Genomic DNA, 22911 nt, shown 5'->3' with positions numbered 1-22911 from the left:
ATTCAGAGGTTATCGGCCTGTGAGTGTCCGGACTTGAATCGAGAGCCGGTTTGGTCAGGAAAACCGCGGCGTCTGCATCGCTGGCAAGCCAGGCTCCTACAGGGCTGTTTATGACCATCATGCCACCTGCGCCACAAGTTGCTGGGACAACAGGTGCTTGAGCAACGCCCGATACGCCAGCACCCCACGGCTCTTGCCGTCGAACTGCGACGGCGTCAGCCCTGCCCGGCTCGCATCCCGCAGGCGCGTGTCCACCGGGATGTAGCCTTGCCAGATGGTGTCCGGATAAGCATCGCGCAATACCCGCAAGGTGCCGAGGGACGCCTGGGTACGGCGGTCAAACAGGGTCGGCACGATGCTGAACGGCAGCGCTTGCTTGCGCGAGCGGTTGATCATCGCCAGGGTGCTGACCATGCGCTCCAGGCCCTTGACGGCCAGGTGCTCGGTCTGCACCGGGATCACCAGCTGTTGGCTGGCGGCCAGGGCGTTGACCATCAGCACGCCGAGCAACGGCGGGCTGTCGATGATCGCGTAGTCGAAGTCCTGCCACAGCTGCGCCAGGGTCTTGGCGATCACCAGGCCCAGGCCGCTCTGCCCCGGCGACTGGCGCTCAAGGGTGGCCAGGGCGGTGCTGGACGGCAACAGCGAGATCTTTTCATTGCTGGTAGGCAGCAACAGTTGCCCCGGCAAGTCGGCCGGCACGCTGCCCTTGTGCAGGAACAGGTCGTAGCAACTGTGTTCCAGGGCATCCGGGTCATAGCCGAAATAGCTGGTCATGGAGCCGTGGGGGTCCAGGTCGACCACGACCACACGCTTGCCGGCCTCGGCCAGCAAGCCGGCCAAGGCGATGGACGTGGTGGTTTTACCGACACCACCCTTTTGATTGGCAACTGCCCAGACTCTCATTCGGATTGTTCCTCCCGGCAGGCACAGGCTCGACCGAGAAATTGCATGGGGTTATAGAGCCGGTGACGGAGAATTGACGGCACTCCCGCGAACCGGCGCCTTTACGGGCGCTGGTGCAGTTTGTGTGCCAGCCCGCTTCAAGGCGGCATCCGGTGTTGCATTGGCAGTGCCGGTACCGGTCAGGCTGCGGCGCACGTCCAGGTTGCGCGACACCACCAGCACCACCCGACGGTTGCGCGCACGGCCTTCCGCCGTGGCGTTATTGGCCACCGGCTGGAACTCGCCGTAACCCACCGACGCCAGGCGCCCGGGGTTCACACCCTGCATCGCGAGCATTCGTACAATACTCGCCGCCCGGGCCGAAGACAGCTCCCAGTTGGTCGGGTACTGCGCGGTACTGATCGGCAGGTTATCGGTAAAGCCTTCAACGTGGACCGGGTTTTCAAACGGCTTCAGGATCGCCGCCACCTTGTCGATGATGGTAAACGCCTGGTCGCTGGGCATTGCATCGGCACTGGCGAACAGCAGGCTGGAATTGAGCTCGATCTCGACCCACAACTCATTGCCGCGCACGGTCATCTGGTTGGAGCTGATCAGGTCGCCAAAGGCCGCGCTGATGTTATCGGCGATGCTTTTCAGCGGGTCGCTGGTGCCACCGATGCCGGCGGCGGTTTCATCGCTGTCGTTGACCAGCGGCTTGGCCGGGGTCACGGTCTTGGGGCGTTCTTCGCCAATGGGTATCGGCTTGAGGGCGCGGTCAGCGTCGTTGAACACGCCAATCAGCGCCTGGGAAATGACTTTGTACTTGCCTTCGTTGATCGAGGAAATGGAGTACATCACCACAAAAAACGCGAACAGCAACGTAATGAAGTCGGCGTAGGACACCAGCCAGCGTTCATGGTTGACGTGTTCTTCAGGCTCGCGGCGGCGACGGCTCACAACAAATACCTCCCATCAATCCATGAAGCCCTGGAGCTTCAATTCGATGGAGCGCGGGTTTTCACCCTCGGCAATCGAGAGGATGCCTTCGAGCAACATCTCGCGATAACGCGACTGGCGCAGGGCGATCGACTTGAGCTTGCTGGCCACCGGCAACAACACCAGGTTGGCACTGGCCACCCCGTAGATGGTGGCGACGAACGCCACGGCAATCCCGCTGCCCAGTTGCGACGGATCGGCCAGGTTGCCCATCACGTGGATCAAGCCCATCACCGCACCGATGATGCCGATGGTCGGCGCGTAGCCGCCCATGCTTTCAAAGACTTTGGCAGCGTTGATGTCGCGGCTTTCCTGGGTGTAGAAGTCCACTTCGAGGATGCTGCGAATCGCTTCCGGCTCGGCGCCGTCCACCAGCAGTTGCAGGCCTTTGCGGGCGTAGCTGTCGGGCTCGGCATCGGCCACGCCTTCCAGCCCGAGCAGGCCTTCCTTGCGCGCCGTGAGGCTCCAGTTGACCACGCGGTCGATGCCGCCCGGCAAGTCGACACGCGGCGGGAAAATAATCCAGATGAGGATCTGCATCGCGCGCTTGAACGAACTCATGGGCGACTGCAACAACGCCGCGCCCACGGTGCCGCCGATCACGATCAACGCCGCCGGGCCGTTGGCCAGAGCGCCCAGGTGGCCGCCTTCGAGGTAGTTGCCGCCGATAATCGCGACAAACGCCATGATGATGCCAATCAGGCTCAATACATCCATCAGAGGCAAGCCTCCACCAGGTGCTTGCCGATGTCGTCCAGGCTGTAGACGGCGTCGGCCAGGTCGGCCTTGACGATGGCCATGGGCATGCCATAGATCACGCAGCTGGCTTCATCCTGGGCCCAGATCGCGCTGCCGCCCTGCTTGAGCAGGCGCGCGCCTTCACGGCCGTCGGCGCCCATGCCGGTCAACACCACCGCCAAAACTTTGTCGCCGTAGGATTTGGCCGCAGACCCGAAGGTGATATCCACACACGGCTTGTAGTTCAGGCGTTCGTCACCCGGCAGGATTTTGATCGCACCACGGCCATCGACCATCATCTGCTTGCCACCGGGGGCCAGCAGCGCCAGACCCGGACGCAGGATGTCGCCATCCTCGGCTTCCTTGACGCTGATGCGGCACAGCTTGTCCAGGCGCTCGGCGAACGCCTTGGTGAACGCGGCCGGCATGTGCTGGATCAACACGATCGGCGCCGGGAAGTTGGCCGGCAATTGGGTCAACACCCGCTGCAAGGCCACCGGGCCGCCGGTGGACGTACCGATGGCCACCAGTTTGTAGGCCTTGCGCTTGGGCGCAGGTGAATGTGCGGCGGGCGCAGCCGTACGCACCGGGGCGGCGGCCGGGCGCGCAACCGGTGCAGGCGCCGGGCGACCAAAGGTGCTCGGGGCGGCCGGTGGCGGCGTAACGGGTGCGGGCGCCGGCGCACTGAACAGGCTGCGACGGTTACTGCGGGAGATGCTGTGCACCTTCTCGCAGAGCATCTGCTTGACCTTCTCGGGGTTGCGCGAGATGTCTTCGAAATTCTTCGGCAGGAAGTCCACCGCGCCGGCATCCAGCGCATCCAGGGTGACCCGGGCGCCTTCGTGGGTCAGCGAGGAGAACATCAACACCGGCGTCGGGCAGCGCTGCATGATGTGCCGCACCGCCGTGATGCCGTCCATCATCGGCATCTCGTAGTCCATGGTGATCACGTCCGGCTTGAGCGCCAGGGCCTGATCGATCGCCTCTTTGCCGTTGGTGGCCGTGCCGACCACCTGGATATTGGAATCCGATGAAAGAATTTCCGAGACGCGGCGGCGGAAGAAACCCGAATCGTCCACCACCAGGACCTTGACTACCATAAACACTCCGTTAGGCCGGGCGAGGGACAACCGCCCTGCCCGGGCCGAATCAAATACGCCGTGCGGCGTAACGCTTGAGCATGCTCGGAACATCCAGAATCAGCGCGATCCGACCGTCACCGGTAATGGTCGCACCCGACATGCCCGGGGTTCCCTGCAGCATTTTGCCCAAAGGCTTGATGACCACTTCTTCCTGGCCCACCAGTTGATCGACCACGAAGCCGATACGCTGGGTGCCCACGGAAAGAATCACCACATGGCCTTCGCGCTGCTCTTCATGCTTGGCCGAAGCCACCAGCCAGCGCTTGAGGTAGAACAGCGGCAACGCCTTGTCGCGCACGATCACCACTTCCTGGCCGTCCACCACGTTGGTGCGCGACAGGTCGAGGTGGAAGATTTCGTTGACGTTGACCAGCGGGAAGGCGAACGCCTGGTTGCCCAGCATCACCATCAGGGTCGGCATGATCGCCAGGGTCAACGGCACCTTGATGACGATCTTCGAGCCCTGGCCCTTGGTCGAGTAGATGTTGATCGAGCCGTTGAGCTGGCTGATCTTGGTCTTCACCACATCCATGCCCACGCCACGGCCCGACACGTCGGAAATCTCGGTCTTGGTGGAGAAGCCCGGGGCGAAGATCAGGTTGTAGCACTCGGTGTCGGTGAGGCGGTCGGCGGCGTCCTTGTCCATCACCCCACGCTTGACTGCAATGTTGCGCAGTACCGTGGGGTCCATGCCTTTGCCGTCATCAGTGATCGACAGCAGGATATGGTCGCCTTCCTGTTCGGCCGCCAGGATCACTTTGCCCTGGCGGTTCTTGCCCGAGGCTTCGCGCTCTTCCGGCGTCTCGACACCGTGGTCGACCGCGTTGCGCACCAAGTGGACCAGCGGGTCGGCCAGGGCCTCGACAAGGTTCTTGTCGAGGTCGGTTTCTTCACCCACCAGTTCCAGGTTGATCTCTTTCTTGAGCTGGCGTGCCAGGTCGCGAACCAGGCGCGGGAAACGGCCGAAGACTTTCTTGATCGGCTGCATCCGGGTCTTCATGACGGCGGTCTGCAAGTCTGCGGTGACCACGTCGAGGTTCGACACGGCCTTTTGCATGGCCTCGTCGCCACTGTTCAGGCCCAGGCGCACCAGGCGGTTACGCACCAGCACCAGTTCGCCGACCATGTTCATGATGTCGTCCAGGCGCGCGGTATCAACCCGCACGGTGGTTTCGGCTTCACTGGCCGGTTGCTTGTCCGGGGCCGGGGCAGCCGTGGCAGCCCGGGCCGCTGCTGGAGCCGGAGCCGCTTTCGCTGCGACAGGCGCGGCAGCCTTGGCGGCAGGAGCCGGTGTTGCGACAGCTGCGGCAGCAGCCGGTGCAGCAGCGCCGACCACTTCGGTGAACTTGCCCTTGCCGTGCAGTTCATCCAGCAGGGCTTCGAATTCGTGATCGGAGATCAGTCCATCGGCGGCCGGCGCAGCAGCGGGTGCCGCAGGCGCGGCGGCCGTTGCGGCGACTTCCGGCAGAGCCTCGGCGGCAAACGAGCCTTTGCCGTGCAACTGGTCCAGCAGCGCTTCAAATTCGTCGTCGGTGATTTCATTGCTGACGGGCGCCGCGGCTTCCGTTGGCGCTGGCGCTGCGGCCACCGCGTCCGGGGCAAACTGGCCCTTGCCGTGCAACTGGTCGAGCAACGACTCGAACTCGGCGTCGGTAATGTCTTCGGTGGTCGGCACCATGGCCGGCGCACTGGCTGCCGGCGCTTCGGCTTCGGCCTTGACGGCGTTCAGCGAGTCCAGCAGTTGTTCAAATTCGCTGTCGGTCACGTCGCCCGCAGGCTCGGCAACCGGCTCAGCCACCGCTTCCACCACGGGAGCGTTGGCCGCAGGTTCCGCCAGGCGCGCCAGGGCGGCCAGCAGTTCCGGCGTGGCGGCAGTGATCGGTGCGCGCTCGCGCACTTCACTGAACATGCCGTTGACCGCGTCCAGTGCTTCCAGGATCACGTCCATCAGTTCCGAGTCGACGTGCCGCTCACCCTTGCGCAGGATGTCGAACACGTTCTCGGCGATGTGACAGCACTCCACCAGCTCGTGGAGCTGGAGGAAGCCGGCGCCCCCTTTTACAGTATGAAAACCGCGAAAAATTGCATTGAGCAGGTTCGCATCATCCGGTCGGCTTTCCAGCTCGACCAGTTGTTCGGACAGTTGCTCTAAAATTTCGCCGGCCTCTACAAGGAAATCCTGAAGGATTTCTTCATCGGCGCCGAAGCTCATGGGTGTGCTCCTTAGAAGCCTAAACTGGACAGCAAATCGTCTACGTCGTCTTGCCCGGATACAACGTCTTCACGTTTATCGGCATGAATCTGCGGACCTTCACCCTTGGCGAGGTGTTTTTGTGGATCTTTTTCAGAAAGGATCGCTGCGCGGTCATGTTCGATGCCGGCAAACCGGTCGACCTGGCCCGCCATCAACACCAGTTTGAGCAGGTTGCTTTCCACTTCGGTGACCAGTTGGGTCACACGCTTGATCACCTGACCGGTGAGGTCCTGGTAATCCTGGGCCAGCAGAATGTCATTGAGGTTGCTGGAAACCGTGCGGTTTTCCTGCTCGCTGCGGGACAAAAAGCCCTCGACCCGACGCGCCAGCTCACGAAACTCCTCAGCGCCCACTTCCCGACGCATGAACCGGCCCCAGTCAGTGCTCAGGGCCTTGGCTTCACTGGCCATACCGTTGACCAGAGGCGTGGCGTTTTCCACCAGGTCCATGGTGCGGTTGGCCGCCGCCTCAGTCAGCCTGACCACGTAGGACAGGCGTTCGGTGGCATCCGTGATCTGCGAGATTTCCTCGGCCTGGGGCATGTGCGGGTCAATCTGAAAATTGACTATCGCACTGTGCAACTCACGGGTGAGCTTGCCCACTTCCTGGTACAGGCCGCGGTCACGGGTCTGGTTGAGCTCATGGATCAACTGCACCGCGTCGCCGAACTGGCCTCTTTCAAGGCTTTCGACGAGTTGATGAGCATGTTTTTTCAGGGTCGACTCAAAGTCGGCCTGCGATGATTCTTTATGCTCCATAGCTCCCCCGTGGCAGCATCAATGACCGATGCGTTCGAAGATCTTTTCGATCTTCTCTTTCAAGGCCAGTGCAGTGAATGGCTTGACCACGTAGCCGTTGACCCCGGCCTGGGCGGCTTCGATGATCTGTTCACGCTTGGCTTCAGCGGTCACCATCAGCACAGGCAGGCTGCGCAGTTTTTCATCGGCGCGCACGTGGCGCAGCAGATCGATACCGGTCATGCCCGGCATGTTCCAGTCCGTTACCAGAAAGTCGATGCTCCCGCTGTTGAGGATCGGAATCGCCGTAATACCGTCATCCGCCTCGACCGTGTTAGTGAACCCAAGGTCACGCAACAGGTTTTTTATGATCCGCCGCATCGTTGAGAAGTCATCAACGATGAGGATTTTCATGTTCTTGTCCAATTCGACCTCCAAGCAGTCTTAAACGCGCCCAGCACCTGGGCGCGCCATATCAATCAACAGGCGTTACACAAAAAGGACTACCGGGGGCGCACCACGGGCCAAGCCCGTCCGGGCGCAGGGCCTGGACGGTATCGTTCGCAGTGTCCCCACACTGCCTGTCAGCGCGCTCGCCACTCTCCCAAACGCCCCCGCAAGCGGGCCGCGCACTGGCTGTGTAACTGGCTGACCCGCGATTCGCTGACTCCCAGGACCTCACCGATTTCCTTGAGGTTCAGCTCTTCGTCGTAGTACAGCGCCAACACCAGTCGCTCACGCTCCGGCAAATTGGCTATCGCGTCCGCCAGCGCGCTCTGGAAGCGTTCATCTTCCAGGTCCCGTGACGGTTCGAGATGGGCACTCGCGCCGTCCTCGTGCAGCCCTTCATGTTCGCCGTCCTGTAAAAGGTCGTCGAAACTGAACAGCCGGCTGCCCAAGGTATCGTTCAAAATCCCGTAGTAATCGTCGAGACTCAATTGGAGTTCGGCCGCAACTTCATGATCTTTAGCGTCGCGACCGGTTTTTGCTTCAATTGAGCGAATTGCGTCACTCACCATCCGCGTATTGCGGTGCACTGATCGCGGCGCCCAATCACCTTTACGCACTTCATCGAGCATGGCCCCACGGATACGGATACCCGCGTATGTCTCGAAACTCGCGCCCTTGCTCGCGTCGTACTTGGTCGACACTTCAAGCAGGCCGATCATCCCGGCCTGGATCAAGTCCTCGACCTGCACGCTGGCAGGCAAGCGCGCCAGCAGGTGATAGGCAATGCGCTTGACCAGGGGCGCATAGCGCTCGATCAATTCGACTTGACTGTCACGTGCCGACTTCTTGTAAAGGTTGTAGCCGCTGGCTGTCATAGCACCGGTCCTGCGCTCGTCTGATGCACCAATCGCTCGACGAAAAACTCCAGATGCCCCCGGGGATTGGCGGGCAACGGCCAGGTATCGACCTTCTGGGCAATAGCCTTGAACGCCAATGCGCACTTCGAACGAGGGAACGCTTCATAGACCGCACGCTGCTTTTGCACGGCCTTGCGCACACACTCGTCGTAAGGAACTGCGCCAACGTATTGTAAGGCGACATCGAGGAAGCGATCCGTGACCTTGGTCAACTTGGCGAACAGATTCCGCCCTTCCTGCGGGCTTTGGGCCATGTTGGCCAGCACGCGGAAGCGGTTCATGCCGTAGTCGCGGTTGAGCAGTTTGATCAGGGCGTAGGCGTCGGTGATCGAGGTGGGTTCGTCGCACACCACCAGCAACACTTCCTGGGCTGCGCGCACGAAACTGACCACCGACTCGCCGATCCCGGCGGCGGTGTCGATCACCAGTACGTCGAGGTTGTCGCCAATGTCGCTGAACGCCTGAATCAGGCCGGCATGTTGCGCCGGACTCAGGTGCACCATGCTCTGGGTGCCGGAAGCCGCCGGCACGATGCGAATCCCGCCGGGGCCTTGCAACAGTACGTCGCGCAGCTCACAGCGGCCTTCAATCACATCGGCCAGGGTATGTTTGGGCGTCAGTCCCAGCAGAACGTCGACGTTCGCCAGCCCCAGGTCAGCATCCAGCAGCATGACGCGACGGCCAAGCTCTGCCAGGGCCAGGGACAAATTCACTGACACGTTAGTTTTCCCGACGCCACCTTTGCCGCCGGTCACCGCGATCACCTGTACGGGATGCATGCTGCCCATTTTATTTCTTTACCTTGTCTTGCTTAGACGCAGGCTACATAAGTTGGCCGCGCGAACTGCTGGCAGGCCATCGATGTAGATACTTTTCACTGTCATTTTTAAATAGAAAGCCATGATGCCTCAGCCAACTCGCTTGTTCGGGCTGTGGTAGAGGTCAGCAAACATGTCAGCCATCGCTTCCTCACTGGGTTCTTCCTGCATTTGCACGCTGACAGCCCGGCTGACCAACTGATGACGGCGCGGCAGATGCAGATCATCCGGGATCCGCGGCCCGTCGGTCAGGTAGGCGACCGGTAATTCATGACTGATTGCCAGGCTCAATACTTCGCCCAGGCTTGCCGTCTCATCCAGTTTAGTCAGGATGCAACCCGCCAGCCCGCAGCGCTTGTAGCTGTGGTAGGCGGCGGTCAATACCTGCTTCTGGCTGGTAGTGGCAAGCACCAAATAGTTTCTGGATTTGATCCCGCGTCCGGCCAGGCTTTCCAGCTGCATGCGCAGGGCCGGGTCGCTGGCTTGCAGGCCGGCGGTGTCGATCAGCACTACGCGCTTGCGCAGCAGTGGGTCGAGGGCGTTGGCCAGGGACTGGCCCGGGTCGACGTGGGTCACCGGCACATTGAGGATGCGGCCCAGGGTCTTGAGTTGTTCCTGGGCGCCGATGCGGTAGCTGTCCATGCTCACCAGCGCGATGTTCTGGGCGCCGTACTTGAGCACGTAACGTGCGGCCAGCTTGGCCAGGGTGGTGGTCTTGCCCATGCCGGCAGGGCCGACCATGGCAATCACACCGCCTTCTTCCAGGGGTTCGATTTCCGGGGTGACGATCATCCGCGCCAGGTGGGCCAGGAGCATGCGCCAGGCCTGGCGAGGTTCTTCAATTTGCGTGGTCAGTTGCAGCAGGTCGCGGGACAACGGGCCGGACAGGCCGATGCGTTGCAGGCGACGCCACAGGTTGGCCTGTTGTGGCTGGCTGCCCTGCAACTGGTTCCAGGCCAGCGAACCCAACTGCACTTCCAGCAGTTCACGCAGGCCGTTGAGTTCGAAACGCATCGAGTCGAACACCCGCTGGTCTACCGCCGGCGCCGGGGCTGGCGCAGCAGGACGCGGTGGTTCAACAAAAGTCGGCTCTACCAGCGGCTCGGACGCGGTCAACGGCAGCCCGGCAAACAGCTGGCGATTGGTGGAGGCGTCGCTGTCGCCACGCATGCTCAGTTCAGCCTGGGCCGAGACAATGCGCGAAGCGGTCTTGCGCAGCTCGTCTTCCAGCTCCATGTTCGGCACGCGCGGCGCCAGGGCCGAGGGTTTGTAATCCAGGGCAGCCGTCAGCTCTACGCCGCCGGCAATACGACGGTTACCGATAATCGCAGCGTCGGCGCCCAACTCATCACGTACCAGTTTCATGGCCTGACGCATATCGGCGGCGAAAAAACGCTTCACTTGCATATCCCACTACCTCAGCCGTTGGGCCCTACTGTCGCGACGATAGTCACTTGCTTATTGTCAGGAATTTCCTGGTAAGCCAATACGTGCAAATTCGGTATAGCCAGGCGTCCAAACCGCGACAACATCGCCCGGACGGGGCCAGCCACCAGCAGGATCACCGGATGGCCTTCCATTTCCTGGCGCTGCGCGGCCTCGATCAACGAACGTTGCAGCTTCTCTGCCATGCTTGGCTCCAGCAACACGCCCTCATCAGCGCCCTGCCCAGCCTTCTGAATACTATTGAGCAATATTTGTTCCAACCTTGGTTCCAAGGTGATAACAGGCAGCTCGGAGTCAAGCCCTACAATGCTTTGGACGATTGCACGCGACAATCCGACGCGCACTGCGGCCACCAGGGCGGCAGTATCTTGACTCTTGGCGGCATTGTTGGCGATAGCTTCGGCAATGCTGCGAATGTCCCGCACCGGCACCTGCTCGGCCAACAGCGCTTGCAGCACCTTGAGCAGTTGCGAGGTGGACAGCACACCCGGTACCAGCTCTTCGGCGAGTTTTGGCGAGGCCTTGGCCAGCAATTGCAAGAGTTGCTGGACTTCTTCGTGGCCAATCAGCTCGTGGGAGTGCTTGTACAGAATCTGGTTGAGGTGGGTGGCGACCACAGTGCTGGCGTCGACCACGGTGTAGCCCAGCGACTGCGCCTGGCTGCGCTGGCTGATTTCGATCCATACCGCTTCCAGGCCAAAAGCCGGATCTTTGGCGGTAATCCCGTTGAGGCTGCCAAACACCTGGCCCGGGTTGATCGCCAGTTCGCGGTCCGGGTAGATCTCGGCCTCGGCCAGAATCACCCCCATCAGGGTCAGGCGGTAGGCGCTCGGGGCCAGGTCGAGGTTGTCGCGAATGTGCACGGTGGGCATCAGGAAGCCCAGGTCCTGGGACAACTTCTTGCGCACACCCTTGATCCGCGCCAGCAATTGCCCGCCCTGGTTGCGATCCACCAGTGGAATCAGGCGGTAGCCGACTTCCAGGCCGATCATGTCGATCGGGGTCACGTCGTCCCAGCCCAGCTCCTTGGTTTCCAGGGCGCGGGCCGGCGATGGCAGCAGTTCCTGCTGGCGCGCCACTTCCTGCTGGGCAATCACCTTGATGTTGTTTTGTTTTTTCCAGAACAGGTAGGCACCGCCGGCGGCCATGGCGGCCATGCTCAGGAACGAGACATGGGGCATGCCCGGCACGATGCCCATGATCGCCATGATGCCTGCCGCCACCGCCAGCGCCTTGGGCGAGGCAAACATCTGCCGGCTGATCTGCTTGCCCATGTCTTCGGAGCCCGAAGCACGGGTCACCATGATCGCCGCAGCTGTAGATAACAACAGTGATGGCAATTGCGCCACTAAACCGTCACCGATGGTCAGCAGGGCGTAAACCTTGCCGGCGTCGCCGAAGGTCATGCCGTGCTGGAAGATGCCGACCGCCATGCCGCCGATCAGGTTGATAAACAGAATCAACAGGCCGGCGATGGCGTCGCCGCGCACGAATTTGCTGGCACCGTCCATGGACCCATAGAACTCGGCTTCCTGGGCGACTTCAAGGCGACGGGCCTTGGCCTGGTTCTGGTCGATCAGGCCGGCGTTGAGGTCGGCGTCGATCGCCATCTGCTTGCCGGGCATCGCGTCGAGGGTAAAACGCGCGCTCACCTCGGAAATCCGCCCGGCGCCCTTGGTCACGACCACAAAGTTGATGATCATCAAGATCGCAAAAACCACGATACCGACCACGTAGTTACCGCCGATCACCACCTCGCCGAAGGCCTGGATCACCTTGCCCGCGGCGGCGTGGCCGTCCTGGCCGTGGAGCATCACCACCCGGGTGGAAGCCACGTTAAGCGCCAGCCGCAGCAGGGTGGCGATCAGCAGGATGGTCGGGAATACCGCGAAATCCAGCGGCCGCAGGGCGTATACGCACACCAGCAACACGACGACCGACAGCGCAATGTTGAAGGTGAAGAACACATCCAGCAGGAACGGCGGCATCGGCAACATCATCATTGCCAGCATCACCAGCAACAACAACGGCACACCCAGATTGCCTCGCGAGAGGTCAGTCAGGGTGCCACGGGCCGTGCTGAGCATTTGAGAGCGATCCACCGGTATTCCTCGTTTCCTTGAAGCAAACTTTTGACGCCGGGAAGCGTCCTGGAGGCGGTATTGCAAGAAGCCTTCCAACTTTTGCTTGAGGAAGCAGATCGGTCTCACGGACAGCGAAGGGCTACCGCCGTACACACATCACCTGTGGCGAGGGAGCTTGCTCCCGCTGGGCTGCGCAGCAGCCCCGGAACGGCTTGCGCGCTTTGCCTGATTCACCGCGCTAGCTTTATTGGGGGCGCTTCGCACCCCAGCGGGAGCAAGCTCCCTCGCCACACAAGCTCGTTCGCGGGAGATGGCGAAACGTCCGACAGGTATTTAGGGTTGCATTGCCGTCAAAGGCTGATCGCTCCCTGCGCGGGAACGATCAGTCCCTGCCTAGACCAGACGAACCTTTTCCGCTTGCAGTCCTTTTGGACCTTGCACCACCTCGAACTCAACGGCCTGGCCTTCTTCAAGCGTCTTGAAACCGTCGCTCTGAATGGCCGAGAAGTGGACAAAAAGATCTTCGCCGCCTTCTTGCTTGATAAAGCCAAAGCCCTTTTCTGTGTTGAACCATTTGACCGTGCCTGTAACCCTTGCCATTGCCGTTCTCCCGACATCTCGTGCGCAGACTGCATAGCGCAGCCAGCCTCATCACCTCAATCAAACCGCTAAAGGCAGGGGATAGCTACTGTCAAAGTTGACAGGTAGGGGGTTTGGCTGGAGGGATAAGGTGGCTGTCAAGATGCCTTCGCGAGCAAGCTCGCTCCTACAGTGTGGGGGTATCAAGCATCTTTGAAGCCCGGCAAACCATGAGCAGCACGCCACGCCTTCACTGTCAGAGCAACTCCTTCGGCAGAGCTATCGTTACTCGGCGCAGGGTAGAAAATTAAGTCAGAACCATCCGGATGCCCAGAGATCTGCCGAAATTGCTCAATCAATCCACCCAGCTCGGCATCAGTCCCCCCCTTGTTGGCGATTAGTATTTGATTGATAAGGCTTACAAATTCTTCTTCTGTGTAATCAGTAATATTTGCCATATCTACTTACGACCTCCTGTGAAGATCAATATGATTTTTCGGGGTGTTTACCCTTAGATTGTCCACGTCATAAACGGCACCGCCATCAGCAATGCGCTCGATATGATGTATTTCGTAAGTGCTTCTTTGGCCCACAGAATCCTTGTCCCGAACAACAGGAGCGTTTCCGGTCGATAAACGATCCCGAGCACTCTGACTTAGCTGACCCAACAACTCAGGATCATTGCTTATAGCCATCCAGAACGCCTTCCGAAACGAATCAAAACTGCCGAAGTTCTTTCCCCGCAATTGATCAGCGATTCGTGTCGGAATGGGCGCTCCGAGCCCCGCACCAGCACCCGCTAACCAGGGACCTGCTACATCCTGCCCCCGCCCCGTCACAACCCCTGGCTGAAGGCGCACATTCATCACGATATACAGCGGCTTCACACCCGAATCCGCCGGAAACACGAGAATAAAATCCTTGTATTCAGGCGGGTAAATCGGGTTGACGATGATGTTATCCGCTTGCTCGGTCGGCGGGTAAATCCAGATGTTCGGAGCCTGCGGTGCGCCCTCCAATGGCGGAATACCGGAGGTGCTGGACGGATCAACCGCCGGCGTCCAGATCAGGGTCACCCCATCACCAAAGTCGGCCACTTGTTGGGCGCCCCGCGCCTGAAACTGCACAACCGGTATCATTTCCCAGTCAGGGCGTTTCTGGGTGTTGTATCCATACCCCTTCAAGGCCCCATCAGCTTGTTGCTCTACATACAACCGAAGCCGCGTACGGCCATTTTTCATCGAATGGAGCTGTTCGTCAGTGTACAAGCTACTGTCGCCAAGGCTCGAAGGCCAAAGCAACGCAACCAGACCGGCCAATGCGCTGCTGGCAACACCCGTCGTTACAGCACCGGCTGCCGCAGTACAAAGACCTCCACAGGAGGCTCCTGTAGTCGTCGCCGCCCCACCCAATCGCAGCGTTCCGAGCGCTGCCGGCAACTGGTTGCCCCTGATTTTCTTGAGAACGATGGTGCCCGCAGCGTCCGCCTCACGCCCACCCAGCAGGGCGAAGGTGCCGTAGTCGCCGACGGCCAAGGTGGGAATCGCCCCACTGAAATTCGTGTAGTCAATCGCACCATCAGGCAACGTACAGGGTTTGGTAAAGGTACAGGCCAATTGCTTTTCAATAGGTGCAGGCCTTGGCAGCGCCCCGATTGGCTCAGCAGGTGGCGACTCTGACCTCTCTTGCGCACGTGCCGGGTGGTAGCCACTTTCCAGCCCCCTCCACCACCGGCCGCTTGTGTCTTGGCTCAATGGACTGAACGGCTCATCCAGCACCAGGAACCAGTTCCCATGCTCTACCGCCTCTAGCATCTGGCGCAATTTAAACTCAGATAACCTATTACGATAAACGCCGTAGCAACCAAAGGCGGTTTTCAATTCATCCAGCCCCGTCATGTGCAGGTCTCTCTCCAAAGACCAACGGACATGACCGACCGCAAAAAATGGAGATTCGATCTTTTCAAAACCAATCCCTAATCGCTCACGATCTTGCCAGCGAATAAGTCGCTCCCACATAACAAAGTCCCTTAGCAACGCGTATCCGTGATTTCGAGGTTTATGCTTTGGCACGGGAAGGGATGTTGCTGAGCGACGCTAAACCAAACAACTGACCGTTCGGCTAGCTATGGGATGGAAAGCGAAACGTCCGACAGGTATTTAGGGTTGCTGGTGGGAAAGTCGATCTCTAGTCTTCGGACACCGCTGCAAACGCAGCGGGCGGGCGTCGCGGCCCGAGTGAATTCAGGGTACCTCCAGCATATTCTCCAGGAGCGTCACCATGACCAAAACAACTTCCCATAACCTGCGCAACGCCGAAAAAGGCGCTATCGAAGATAGCTATTCCTCCTCCCACAACGCCCCCGTCGTGCTATTCAGCGTCATCGACGGCATCAGTACCGAAGACCTGCTGGTCAACCTCACCGAAACACTGGCTTCAGCCCATGCGCTGACCTGCGACTTTGCCTTTGAACTGGAAGGATCGCGGCGGGAAGGCGCGCTGGGGATTGCACAGTTAATCGAGGTGGGGCGGTTGCTGGCTGATCGAGTGCTGGATGACATAGCGCCCTTGCCGGCGACTTAAACGTTGCCATAGGCAATTGCGAGATTTTTTGTTGCCTGGGCGGACGCCTTCGCGAGCAAGCCCGCTCCCACATTTGACCGCGTTTCTACAGGATATACACGGTCAAATGTGGGAGCGGGCTTGCTCGCGAAGAGGCCAGGAGGGACGCTACAAAATCAGGAATCCCGACGCAGATCCGGCGGAATCGGCAGGTCTTTGAGCGGATCCGGCCGCTTGCCCTTGCCCGCCCGGTACTGGCGGATCTGATACACGTACGCCAACACCTGAGCCACCGCCAGATACAACCCGGCCGGGATCTCCTGGTCCAGGTCGGTGGAGTAGAAGATCGACCGCGCCAACTCCGGCGATTCCAGCAGCAGGATGTCATTGGCGACCGCAATCTCGCGGATTTTCAACGCCGTGAAATCACTGCCCTTGGCCAGCAACATCGGCGCCCCACCCTTCTCCGGGTCGTACTTGAGCGCCACGGCGTAGTGGGTCGGGTTGGTGATGACCACATCGGCATCGGGCACCGAGGCCATCATCTTGCGCTGGGACATCTCGCGCTGCAGCTGGCGAATCCGCTGCTTGACCTCGGGCCGGCCTTCCTGGTCCTTGTGCTCGTCGCGCACTTCCTGCTTGGTCATCAGCAGTTTCTTGTGGCTTTCCCACAGCTGGATCGGCGCATCCACCGCAGCAATGATGATCAACCCGCAAGCCATCCACAGCGAGCTCCAGCCCACCACTTGCACACTGTGGATGATCGCCAGCTCGATCGGCTCATGGGCGATGCGCAGCAGGTCGTCGATGTCGGACGACAACACCGTCAACGCCACAAACAGGATCAGGATGAACTTGGCCAAGGCCTTGAGCAGTTCCACCAGGGCCTTGGTGGAAAACATCCGCTTGAGCCCGGCCGCCGGGTTCATCCGGCTGAATTTGGGCGCCAGGCTGCCGGCGGCAAACAGCCAGCCGCCGAGGGAAATCGGGCCGATCAGGGCCGCCAGCAACAAGGTGATGAGGATCGGCTGCACCGCGAGGATCGCAATCTTGCCCGAGTGCAGCAGGTACAAGCCCATGGCGCCCGGGCTCAGCAGCACGTCGCGGGGCAGGGAGAAATTCAGGCGCATCAACTCCATCAGGTCCAGGGCCAGGCCACCGCCGTAGATCAGCAGGCCGCCGGAACCGGCGAGCATGATCGCCAGGGTGTTGAGCTCTTTGGAGCGGGCAATCTCGCCCTTTTCCCGGGAGTCCTTTTTACGTTTCTCCGTGGGGTCTTCTGTCTTGTCCTGGCCACTCTCGCTCTCGGCCATGGCTTACCGCGCCCGCGCCAAGTCACGTAAAAACTGCAAGGCGTCGGTCGCCAGCGGTTGATACTGATTGAGAATGTCAGCCATGCCGACCCAGAAAATCCCCATGCCCAGCACCAGGGTCAACGGGAAACCGATGGAGAAGATGTTCAACTGCGGCGCCGCCCGGGTCATCACGCCAAAGGCGATGTTGACCACCAGCAGCGCAGTGATCGCCGGCAATACCAGCAGCAGGGATGCACCGAGCACCCAGCTCAAGCGCCCCACCAGCTCCCAGAAATGATTGACCACCAACCCGCTGCCCACCGGCAAGGTGGTGAAGCTTTCGGTCATCACCTCGAACACCACCAGGTGGCCGTTCATGGCCAGGAACAGCAAGGTCACCAGCATCGTCAGGAATTGCCCGATCACCGCCACCGACACGCCGTTGGTAGGGTCGACCATGGACGCGAAGCCCATGCCCATCTGGATCGAGATGATCTGCCCGGCGATCACGAAGGCCTGGAAGAACAGCGTCAGGGAGAAGCCCAGCAAGGCGCCGATGATGATTTGCTCGGCGATCAGCATCATTGCACTGAGGTCCAGGGCATTCACCGGTGGCATCGGCGGCAAGCCCGGCACGATGACCACGGTGATCGCCACCGCGAAATACAGGCGGATGCGCCGTGGTACCAGGGTGGTGCCGAACACCGGCATGGTCATCAGCACGGCCGTGACCCGGAACAACGGCAGGATAAACGAGGCCACCCAGGTGCTGATCTGGGTGTCGGTCAACGCCAGCATCGAATTCACGGGGTCAGCCGATCAACTGCGGAATACTGCCGTACAACTGCAGGATGTATTCCATGAAGGTTTGCACCAACCACGGGCCGGCGACGATCAGGGTGATCAGCATCACCAGCAGGCGCGGCAAAAAGCTCAGGGTCTGTTCGTTGATCTGGGTCGCGGCCTGGAACATCGCCACCAACAGGCCCACCAACAGGCTCGGCACCACCAGCACCGCGACCATCATGGTGGTCAGCCACAGGGCTTCACGAAACAGGTCGACTGCTACTTCTGGCGTCATGGCCTACACCCCACCGAAACTGCCGGCCAGGGTGCCGATTATCAGCGCCCACCCGTCCACCAACACAAACAGCATGATCTTGAACGGCAGCGAAATGATCAGCGGCGACAGCATCATCATACCCATGGCCATCAGCACACTCGCCACGACGAGGTCGATGATCAGGAACGGAATGAAGATCATGAAGCCGATCTGGAACGCGGTCTTCAACTCCGAGGTCACGAACGCCGGCACCAGGATGGTCAGCGGTGCCATGTCGGGGCTGGCGATGTCGGTACGCTTGGACAACCGCACAAACAACTCGAGGTCGCTGGAGCGCGTCTGCGACAGCATGAAATCCTTGATCGGGCCCTGGGCCTTGTCGATCGCATCCTGGGCGGTCATTTTCTCCGCCAGGTACGGTTGCAGGGCTTGCTGGTTCACCTTGTCGAACACCGGCGCCATGATGAACAGCGTCAGGAACAGCGCCATGCCGGTGAGGATCTGGTTCGACGGCGTCTGTTGCAGGCCGAGGGCCTGACGCAGGATCGAGAACACGATGATGATGCGGGTGAAGCTGGTCATCAGCATCACGAACGCGGGGATGAAGCTCAGCGCGGTCATGATCAGCAGGATCTGCAGGCTGACCGAATACTCCTGCGCGCCCGCCGCGTTAGTGCCCAGGGTGATCGCCGGGATCGACAACGGGTCTGCTGCGTACGCCAGCGGCGCTGCCAGCAACAGCATGAGCGTCAATAAAACGCGCATTACTTCTTATCCTTCTGATCCTTGCCCAGCAACTCCATGAGGCGCTGGGCGAATTCCGGCGTGGCCGCTTGGGTCTGGGCCACTTCCACAGGCGACTTGAGCACGTGCAACGGGGTGATGCGACCGGGGGTGATGCCCAGCAGGATCTGCTCGTCGCCGACCTGCACCAGCACCAGCCTGTCCCGCGGGCCAAGGGCGCGTGAACCCACCAGCTCGATGACCTGGGCATTGCCCGGGCCGATGCGCTGCACGCGGCGCAACACCCAGGCGAGCACGAAGATCAGCCCCACCACCAGCAACAACCCCAGCACCAACTGGGTGAGTTGCCCGCCCACACCGCTGCCAAGCGCAGGCGCAGCCGCCTGGGCAACCGGTTCTGCTGCCATTACGCTCAAGGGCAGCGTCGATAACAGTCCTACCAATGAGCGCTTCATATCAACGCAACTTCTTGATGCGTTCGCTCGGGCTGATCACGTCGGTCAGGCGGATGCCGAACTTCTCGTTGACCACCACCACTTCGCCATGGGCGATCAGCGTGCCGTTGACCAGCACGTCCAGCGGCTCGCCGGCCAGGCGGTCCAGCTCGATCACCGACCCCTGGTTGAGCTGCAGCAGGTTGCGGATGTTGATTTCGGTGCTGCCGACTTCCATGGAGATCGACACGGGAATGTCGAGGATCACGTCCAGGTTCGGACCGTCGAGGGTCACCGGGTCATTGTTCTTCGGCACGCTGCCGAACTCTTCCATGGGAAGGCGGTTGCCGACCGGTGCAGTGGCCGCATCGGCCGCCAGCAGTGCATCGATATCGTCCTGGCCGACATCGCCGGTTTCTTCCAGGGCAGCCGCCCACTCGTCAGCCAGGGCCTGGTCTTCGGCGGAAGTGTTTTCGTGTTCGGTAGCCATTACATGTCCTCGGCGGAGCAGAAATTAAGGTGGATCAGCGACGGTTGATCGGTTCGATCACTTGCAACGCCAGGTTGCCTTTGTGAGAACCGAGCTTGACCTTGAACGACGGCACGCCGTTGGCGCGCATGATCAGTTCTTCCGGCAGGTCGACGGGAATCACATCCCCCGGCTGCATGTGCAAAATATCCCGCAAACGCAGCTGGCGACGGGCCACGGTGGCGCTCAGGGGTACGTCGACGTCCAGCAGGTCTTCGCGCAGGGCTTTCACCCAGCGTTCGTCCTGGTCGTCGAGGTCGGACTGGAAACCGGCATCGAGCATCTCGCGCACCGGCTCGATCATCGAGTACGGCATGGTCACGTGCAGGTCGCCGCCGCCGCCATCGAGTTCGATGTGGAAGGTGGAGACCACAATGGCTTCGCTGGGGCCGACGATGTTGGCCATGGCCGGGTTCACTTCCGAGTTGATGTACTCGAAATTGACTTCCATGATCGCCTGCCAGGCTTCCTTCAAGTCGATGAAGGCCTGCTCCAGCACCATGCGCACCACCCGCAACTCGGTCGGGGTGAATTCACGGCCTTCAATCTTGGCGTGACGGCCGTCGCCGCCGAAGAAGTTGTCCACCAGCTTGAACACCAGCTTGGCGTCGAGGATGAACAGCGCGGTGCCGCGCAGCGGCTTGATCTTCACCAGGTTGAGGCTGGTGGGCACGTACAGCGAGTGCACGTACTCACCGAACTTCATCACCTGCACGCCGCCCACCGCCACGTCCGCCGAGCGGCGCAGCATGTTGAACATGCTGATACGGGTGTAACGGGCAAAACGCTCGTTGATCATTTCCAGGGTCGGCATGCGTCCACGGACGATGCGATCCTGGCTGGTCAGGTCGTAGCTTTTGACGCTGCCGGGCTCGGCAGCCATTTCGGTCTGTACCAGACCATCGTCGACGCCATGGAGCAGCGCATCGATTTCATCCTGGGACAGCAGGTCCTGCACGGCCATGTCGTGATCCTACTGCAATACGAAATTAGTGAAGAGCACCTGCTCGATCACCGGTTTGCCGACTTCCTTCTGGGCCACTTCCTGCACGCTGGCAGTGACCTTCTGGCGCAGCATTTCCTGGCCCACCGGGGTGGCGAGGGTGTCGAAGGGTTGGGCGGAAAACAGCATCACCAGGTTGTTGCGGATCACTGGCATGTGCACCTTGAGGGCATCCAGGTCTGCCTGGTTACGCGCCAGCAGGGTAATGCTCACCTGCAGGTAGCGTTGACGGCCGTTCTGATTGAAGTTGGCGACAAACGCCGGCAGCATCGGCTCGAAGATTGCCGGTTGCTTGACGTTGGGGTTGACCTCGGCCGTGGCGGCCGGTTTGCTCTGGGCACTGTGCATAAAGTACCAGGTAGCCCCCACGGACAAGCCGATCGCCAGCAACAAGGCCAGGACAATCAGCAGGATAAGCTTGAGCTTGCCCTTGCCTGCGGGTGCTTTTGCTGCGTCGTCGCTCTTCGCCATGCCAATAATCCGTCACTATTCTGGGATTCATAGTTCTGGGGAAAGGCAAGAGCAAGTGTTATGCCAGAGTTGTCAGTTCGGTCACGGTTTCGCCGACACTGCAAAACCAATGTGGGAGCGGGCTTGCTCGCGAAAGCGGTGGATCAGCACCTGTAACGGTGACTGACACTCCGTATTCGCGAGCAAGCCCGCTCCCACATTTTGATCATCGCCAGGCCTCGGATCAGGCGTAGTAGTCCACGGCACTGGAGCCAATCACCGACTGCACCACCGGCGCGGCCACTTCAGCCACCTCACCGATACCGCCGCCATCAACTCCATCACCCCGCCCGCCACTGCCGCTGACGCCGCGAGCCTGGTTCTGCTGTTGCTGGTCCTGGCCCTGCTGCCCCTGCCAGCCACGTGACTGGTCCGACACGTTGACGTCGACCTGGCCCATGCCCTGCTGGGCAAACATCTCCCGCAGGCGGCCCGACTGGCTTTCCAGGGCTTCACGCACCACCGCATGGCCGCTCATGAAGGTGACTTGCGCCTGCTGGTCGGCGGACATCTTCACGCTGATGTCCAGGCGACCCAGTTCAGCGGGCTGCAACTGGATCTCTGCCGACTTGAGGTTGGCGCTGGACAGGTACATGACCCGGTTCACCACCTCATCGGTCCAGCCACTCTGGTGCATGGCCAATGGCGCGTTGGCCACCGGCGGCAGGGCATTCGCAGTTTTCGGCGTGGCAGCCTGGGTCAGCGCGGCGAGGCGGTTGGCGAAGTCATCGACACGGGTGTCGCTGCTGGCGTCCTTCAAATCCTTGAGGCCGCCGTCGATCAGACCGGCAAAGGCTTTGTCGCCGCCCTGGTCGGTGCTGTCCTTGGACGCTTGCTGGTCGACCATATTGGCCAGGCCTGTGACGAAGTTTTGCGCGGCGGTCGGCTGATCCTGGGTCGGGGCCGGGGCGGTTTTTGCCGGGGCCTGGCTGCTGGCGGACACGTGTCCGCCCTGTTCCATGGCCAGGCGCACGGCGGGCATTGCATCCAGCGGATCGGCCTCGGGGTCGAAGGCGGGCTTGGCGTCGTCGGTCGCGGCCATCGGTGGCGCCACGACTGGCTGGTTCTTGTCATCCTTCGCGGTGGCCGGCGTCGGGGTCTCGACGGGCGCCGGCGTAGCGGGGACGGGGACAGGGACTACCGCGGCTATCAGCGCCGGGTCTACGGCGGGGTCGACCGGAGGTTGCTGGGCCAGGGACGGATCGTCTGCCGGGGCATCGTCGTCTGACTTGGCGGTGGTGTCCGGGGTGTCCGCCTTGGCCGGCGGGTTGGCAGGCAAAGTCTTGCCGTTATCGGCAACCGATGGCGTACCGGCGGCAGGCTTGTCGTTGTTGGCGACGGGCTTGGGGCTGTTGTCCGCAGGCTTGTCGCGGGTGGATTTGATGGGGGTGTCGGCAGGTTTTGCCGCCGGCGCAGGGGCCTGGTTGGCGAACACCTGAGCGAAGCCCGGGGCCTTGTCCCGCGGGTTCGCAGCCACTGCCGGTGGATTGGCAGCGGGCGCTTGAGGCTTGGCCGCAAGGGCTGCCTGAAGGAGCGAATTCGGGGTGATTGCCATAGTCAAGAGTCTCCGCCGCACAGGGGTCGAGGGTGCGGTAACAGGAGGTAGAGCAAGAGTTGGGCCAGGTTTTGGTTTAAGGGTGTATATCCGTTATTTGGATGAGGGCTTGTATGGGGTCTTGAGTGTTGAAGAGCAAAAGCAACAGCCAAATCAAAAGCGGGCAC

At 61.0% G+C, this 22911-nt stretch carries 24 protein-coding genes; 1 reads left to right on the top strand and 23 read right to left on the bottom strand.

Annotated features, from left to right (window positions below; all coding sequences use genetic code 11):
* Positions 1-117: 117 nt before the first annotated feature.
* The 14 genes from HX815_RS01660 to HX815_RS01595 form a co-directional block, all read right to left on the bottom strand.
* Complete coding sequence (locus tag HX815_RS01660; protein WP_003210643.1) at positions 118-906, bottom strand: ParA family protein; 789 nt, start codon at positions 904-906, stop codon at positions 118-120.
* Between the two features lie 51 nt (positions 907-957).
* Positions 958-1845 (bottom strand): flagellar motor protein MotD, encoded by an 888-nt coding sequence (gene motD / locus HX815_RS01655; RefSeq protein ID WP_003210644.1) that lies wholly within the window; start codon positions 1843-1845, stop codon positions 958-960.
* A gap of 15 nt (positions 1846-1860) precedes the next feature.
* The gene (locus tag HX815_RS01650) at positions 1861-2601 is read right to left on the bottom strand and encodes a flagellar motor protein (protein ID WP_003210645.1); all 741 of its coding nucleotides are present in this window, start codon (positions 2599-2601) and stop codon (positions 1861-1863) included.
* The gene (locus HX815_RS01645; protein ID WP_008434810.1) at positions 2601-3722 is read right to left on the bottom strand and encodes a chemotaxis response regulator protein-glutamate methylesterase; all 1122 of its coding nucleotides are present in this window, start codon (positions 3720-3722) and stop codon (positions 2601-2603) included. The genes HX815_RS01650 and HX815_RS01645 overlap by 1 nt, the downstream gene beginning before the upstream one ends.
* A gap of 49 nt (positions 3723-3771) precedes the next feature.
* Positions 3772-5976: a chemotaxis protein CheA gene (locus tag HX815_RS01640; protein ID WP_177027723.1), complete on the bottom strand. Its 2205-nt coding sequence runs from the start codon at positions 5974-5976 to the stop codon at positions 3772-3774.
* Between the two features lie 11 nt (positions 5977-5987).
* The gene (locus HX815_RS01635) at positions 5988-6776 is read right to left on the bottom strand and encodes a protein phosphatase CheZ (RefSeq protein WP_003214538.1); all 789 of its coding nucleotides are present in this window, start codon (positions 6774-6776) and stop codon (positions 5988-5990) included.
* An 18-nt stretch (positions 6777-6794) separates the two neighbouring features.
* The gene (locus HX815_RS01630) at positions 6795-7169 is read right to left on the bottom strand and encodes a chemotaxis response regulator CheY (protein ID WP_005790040.1); all 375 of its coding nucleotides are present in this window, start codon (positions 7167-7169) and stop codon (positions 6795-6797) included.
* Between the two features lie 170 nt (positions 7170-7339).
* Positions 7340-8080: an RNA polymerase sigma factor FliA gene (gene fliA / locus HX815_RS01625; RefSeq protein ID WP_008434817.1), complete on the bottom strand. Its 741-nt coding sequence runs from the start codon at positions 8078-8080 to the stop codon at positions 7340-7342.
* Entirely contained in the window at positions 8077-8910 is an 834-nt protein-coding gene (gene fleN / locus HX815_RS01620) for a flagellar synthesis regulator FleN (protein ID WP_003192912.1), read from the bottom strand. The genes fliA and fleN overlap by 4 nt, the downstream gene beginning before the upstream one ends.
* Before the next feature lie 120 nt (positions 8911-9030).
* Positions 9031-10347, bottom strand: coding sequence for a flagellar biosynthesis protein FlhF (flhF, locus tag HX815_RS01615; protein ID WP_003214543.1), 1317 nt, complete (start codon positions 10345-10347; stop codon positions 9031-9033).
* Positions 10348-10358: 11 nt separating this feature from the next.
* Positions 10359-12473, bottom strand: a complete 2115-nt coding sequence (flhA, locus tag HX815_RS01610; RefSeq protein WP_023659255.1) for a flagellar biosynthesis protein FlhA — start codon at positions 12471-12473, stop codon at positions 10359-10361.
* A 390-nt stretch (positions 12474-12863) separates the two neighbouring features.
* Entirely contained in the window at positions 12864-13070 is a 207-nt protein-coding gene (locus tag HX815_RS01605; RefSeq protein WP_177027722.1) for a cold-shock protein, read from the bottom strand.
* Between the two features lie 182 nt (positions 13071-13252).
* Complete coding sequence (locus HX815_RS01600) at positions 13253-13507, bottom strand: bacteriocin immunity protein (protein ID WP_087694328.1); 255 nt, start codon at positions 13505-13507, stop codon at positions 13253-13255.
* A 6-nt stretch (positions 13508-13513) separates the two neighbouring features.
* Positions 13514-15067 (bottom strand): S-type pyocin domain-containing protein, encoded by a 1554-nt coding sequence (locus HX815_RS01595; RefSeq protein WP_177027721.1) that lies wholly within the window; start codon positions 15065-15067, stop codon positions 13514-13516.
* 262 nt (positions 15068-15329) lie between these two features.
* Between HX815_RS01595 and HX815_RS01590 the strand changes: the two genes are divergently transcribed.
* Positions 15330-15632 (top strand): DUF6124 family protein, encoded by a 303-nt coding sequence (locus tag HX815_RS01590; RefSeq protein ID WP_256347211.1) that lies wholly within the window; start codon positions 15330-15332, stop codon positions 15630-15632.
* A 155-nt stretch (positions 15633-15787) separates the two neighbouring features.
* On the opposite strand, the gene flhB is transcribed toward HX815_RS01590, so the two are convergent.
* From flhB to HX815_RS01545, 9 genes are all read right to left on the bottom strand, one after another.
* Positions 15788-16924 (bottom strand): flagellar biosynthesis protein FlhB, encoded by a 1137-nt coding sequence (gene flhB / locus HX815_RS01585; RefSeq protein ID WP_008430191.1) that lies wholly within the window; start codon positions 16922-16924, stop codon positions 15788-15790.
* 3 nt (positions 16925-16927) lie between these two features.
* Entirely contained in the window at positions 16928-17704 is a 777-nt protein-coding gene (fliR, locus tag HX815_RS01580; protein ID WP_003214551.1) for a flagellar biosynthetic protein FliR, read from the bottom strand.
* A gap of 13 nt (positions 17705-17717) precedes the next feature.
* On the bottom strand, positions 17718-17987 hold the full coding sequence (gene fliQ / locus HX815_RS01575; RefSeq protein ID WP_003214552.1) for a flagellar biosynthesis protein FliQ: 270 nt from the start codon (positions 17985-17987) through the stop codon (positions 17718-17720).
* Positions 17988-17990: 3 nt separating this feature from the next.
* A complete protein-coding gene (fliP, locus tag HX815_RS01570) occupies positions 17991-18734 on the bottom strand; it encodes a flagellar type III secretion system pore protein FliP (protein WP_003214554.1) in 744 nt (247 codons plus the stop codon).
* Positions 18734-19168, bottom strand: coding sequence for a flagellar biosynthetic protein FliO (gene fliO, locus HX815_RS01565; protein WP_023659254.1), 435 nt, complete (start codon positions 19166-19168; stop codon positions 18734-18736). Before fliO ends, fliP begins: the two co-directional genes overlap by 1 nt.
* A gap of 1 nt (position 19169) precedes the next feature.
* Positions 19170-19637, bottom strand: a complete 468-nt coding sequence (fliN, locus tag HX815_RS01560) for a flagellar motor switch protein FliN (RefSeq protein WP_003214557.1) — start codon at positions 19635-19637, stop codon at positions 19170-19172.
* Between the two features lie 34 nt (positions 19638-19671).
* Positions 19672-20640, bottom strand: coding sequence for a flagellar motor switch protein FliM (gene fliM, locus HX815_RS01555; RefSeq protein ID WP_003214559.1), 969 nt, complete (start codon positions 20638-20640; stop codon positions 19672-19674).
* Between the two features lie 9 nt (positions 20641-20649).
* Positions 20650-21150, bottom strand: coding sequence for a flagellar basal body-associated protein FliL (gene fliL, locus HX815_RS01550; RefSeq protein ID WP_003214560.1), 501 nt, complete (start codon positions 21148-21150; stop codon positions 20650-20652).
* A gap of 223 nt (positions 21151-21373) precedes the next feature.
* A complete protein-coding gene (locus tag HX815_RS01545; RefSeq protein WP_177027720.1) occupies positions 21374-22744 on the bottom strand; it encodes a flagellar hook-length control protein FliK in 1371 nt (456 codons plus the stop codon).
* Positions 22745-22911 lie beyond the last annotated feature (167 nt).

Source organism: Pseudomonas sp. E6002, assembly GCF_013385565.1.
GTDB lineage: Bacteria > Pseudomonadota > Gammaproteobacteria > Pseudomonadales > Pseudomonadaceae > Aquipseudomonas.
This window is presented reverse-complemented; position numbering and strand designations above follow the sequence as displayed.

Bases quoted from the DNA above. Each gene is read 5' to 3' on its own strand.
- flhB (WP_008430191.1), bottom strand. From the start codon at position 16,924: ATGGCCGAGAGCGAGAGTGGCCAGGACAAGACAGAAGACCCCACGGAG.
- HX815_RS01650 (WP_003210645.1), bottom strand. From the start codon at position 2,601: ATGGATGTATTGAGCCTGATTGGCATCATCATGGCGTTTGTCGCGATT.
- fleN (WP_003192912.1), bottom strand. From the start codon at position 8,910: ATGGGCAGCATGCATCCCGTACAGGTGATCGCGGTGACCGGCGGCAAA.
- HX815_RS01605 (WP_177027722.1), bottom strand. From the start codon at position 13,070: ATGGCAAGGGTTACAGGCACGGTCAAATGGTTCAACACAGAAAAGGGC.
- HX815_RS01600 (WP_087694328.1), bottom strand. From the start codon at position 13,507: ATGGCAAATATTACTGATTACACAGAAGAAGAATTTGTAAGCCTTATC.
- flhA (WP_023659255.1), bottom strand. From the start codon at position 12,473: ATGCTCAGCACGGCCCGTGGCACCCTGACTGACCTCTCGCGAGGCAAT.
- HX815_RS01640 (WP_177027723.1), bottom strand. From the start codon at position 5,976: ATGAGCTTCGGCGCCGATGAAGAAATCCTTCAGGATTTCCTTGTAGAG.
- HX815_RS01635 (WP_003214538.1), bottom strand. From the start codon at position 6,776: ATGGAGCATAAAGAATCATCGCAGGCCGACTTTGAGTCGACCCTGAAA.
- HX815_RS01590 (WP_256347211.1), top strand. From the start codon at position 15,330: ATGACCAAAACAACTTCCCATAACCTGCGCAACGCCGAAAAAGGCGCT.
- fliP (WP_003214554.1), bottom strand. From the start codon at position 18,734: ATGCGCGTTTTATTGACGCTCATGCTGTTGCTGGCAGCGCCGCTGGCG.
- HX815_RS01595 (WP_177027721.1), bottom strand. From the start codon at position 15,067: ATGTGGGAGCGACTTATTCGCTGGCAAGATCGTGAGCGATTAGGGATT.
- HX815_RS01645 (WP_008434810.1), bottom strand. From the start codon at position 3,722: ATGGTAGTCAAGGTCCTGGTGGTGGACGATTCGGGTTTCTTCCGCCGC.
- fliO (WP_023659254.1), bottom strand. From the start codon at position 19,168: ATGAAGCGCTCATTGGTAGGACTGTTATCGACGCTGCCCTTGAGCGTA.
- fliL (WP_003214560.1), bottom strand. From the start codon at position 21,150: ATGGCGAAGAGCGACGACGCAGCAAAAGCACCCGCAGGCAAGGGCAAG.
- HX815_RS01545 (WP_177027720.1), bottom strand. From the start codon at position 22,744: ATGGCAATCACCCCGAATTCGCTCCTTCAGGCAGCCCTTGCGGCCAAG.
- fliM (WP_003214559.1), bottom strand. From the start codon at position 20,640: ATGGCCGTGCAGGACCTGCTGTCCCAGGATGAAATCGATGCGCTGCTC.
- fliQ (WP_003214552.1), bottom strand. From the start codon at position 17,987: ATGACGCCAGAAGTAGCAGTCGACCTGTTTCGTGAAGCCCTGTGGCTG.
- fliR (WP_003214551.1), bottom strand. From the start codon at position 17,704: ATGCTGGCGTTGACCGACACCCAGATCAGCACCTGGGTGGCCTCGTTT.
- HX815_RS01630 (WP_005790040.1), bottom strand. From the start codon at position 7,169: ATGAAAATCCTCATCGTTGATGACTTCTCAACGATGCGGCGGATCATA.
- fliA (WP_008434817.1), bottom strand. From the start codon at position 8,080: ATGACAGCCAGCGGCTACAACCTTTACAAGAAGTCGGCACGTGACAGT.
- HX815_RS01660 (WP_003210643.1), bottom strand. From the start codon at position 906: ATGAGAGTCTGGGCAGTTGCCAATCAAAAGGGTGGTGTCGGTAAAACC.
- fliN (WP_003214557.1), bottom strand. From the start codon at position 19,637: ATGGCTACCGAACACGAAAACACTTCCGCCGAAGACCAGGCCCTGGCT.
- flhF (WP_003214543.1), bottom strand. From the start codon at position 10,347: ATGCAAGTGAAGCGTTTTTTCGCCGCCGATATGCGTCAGGCCATGAAA.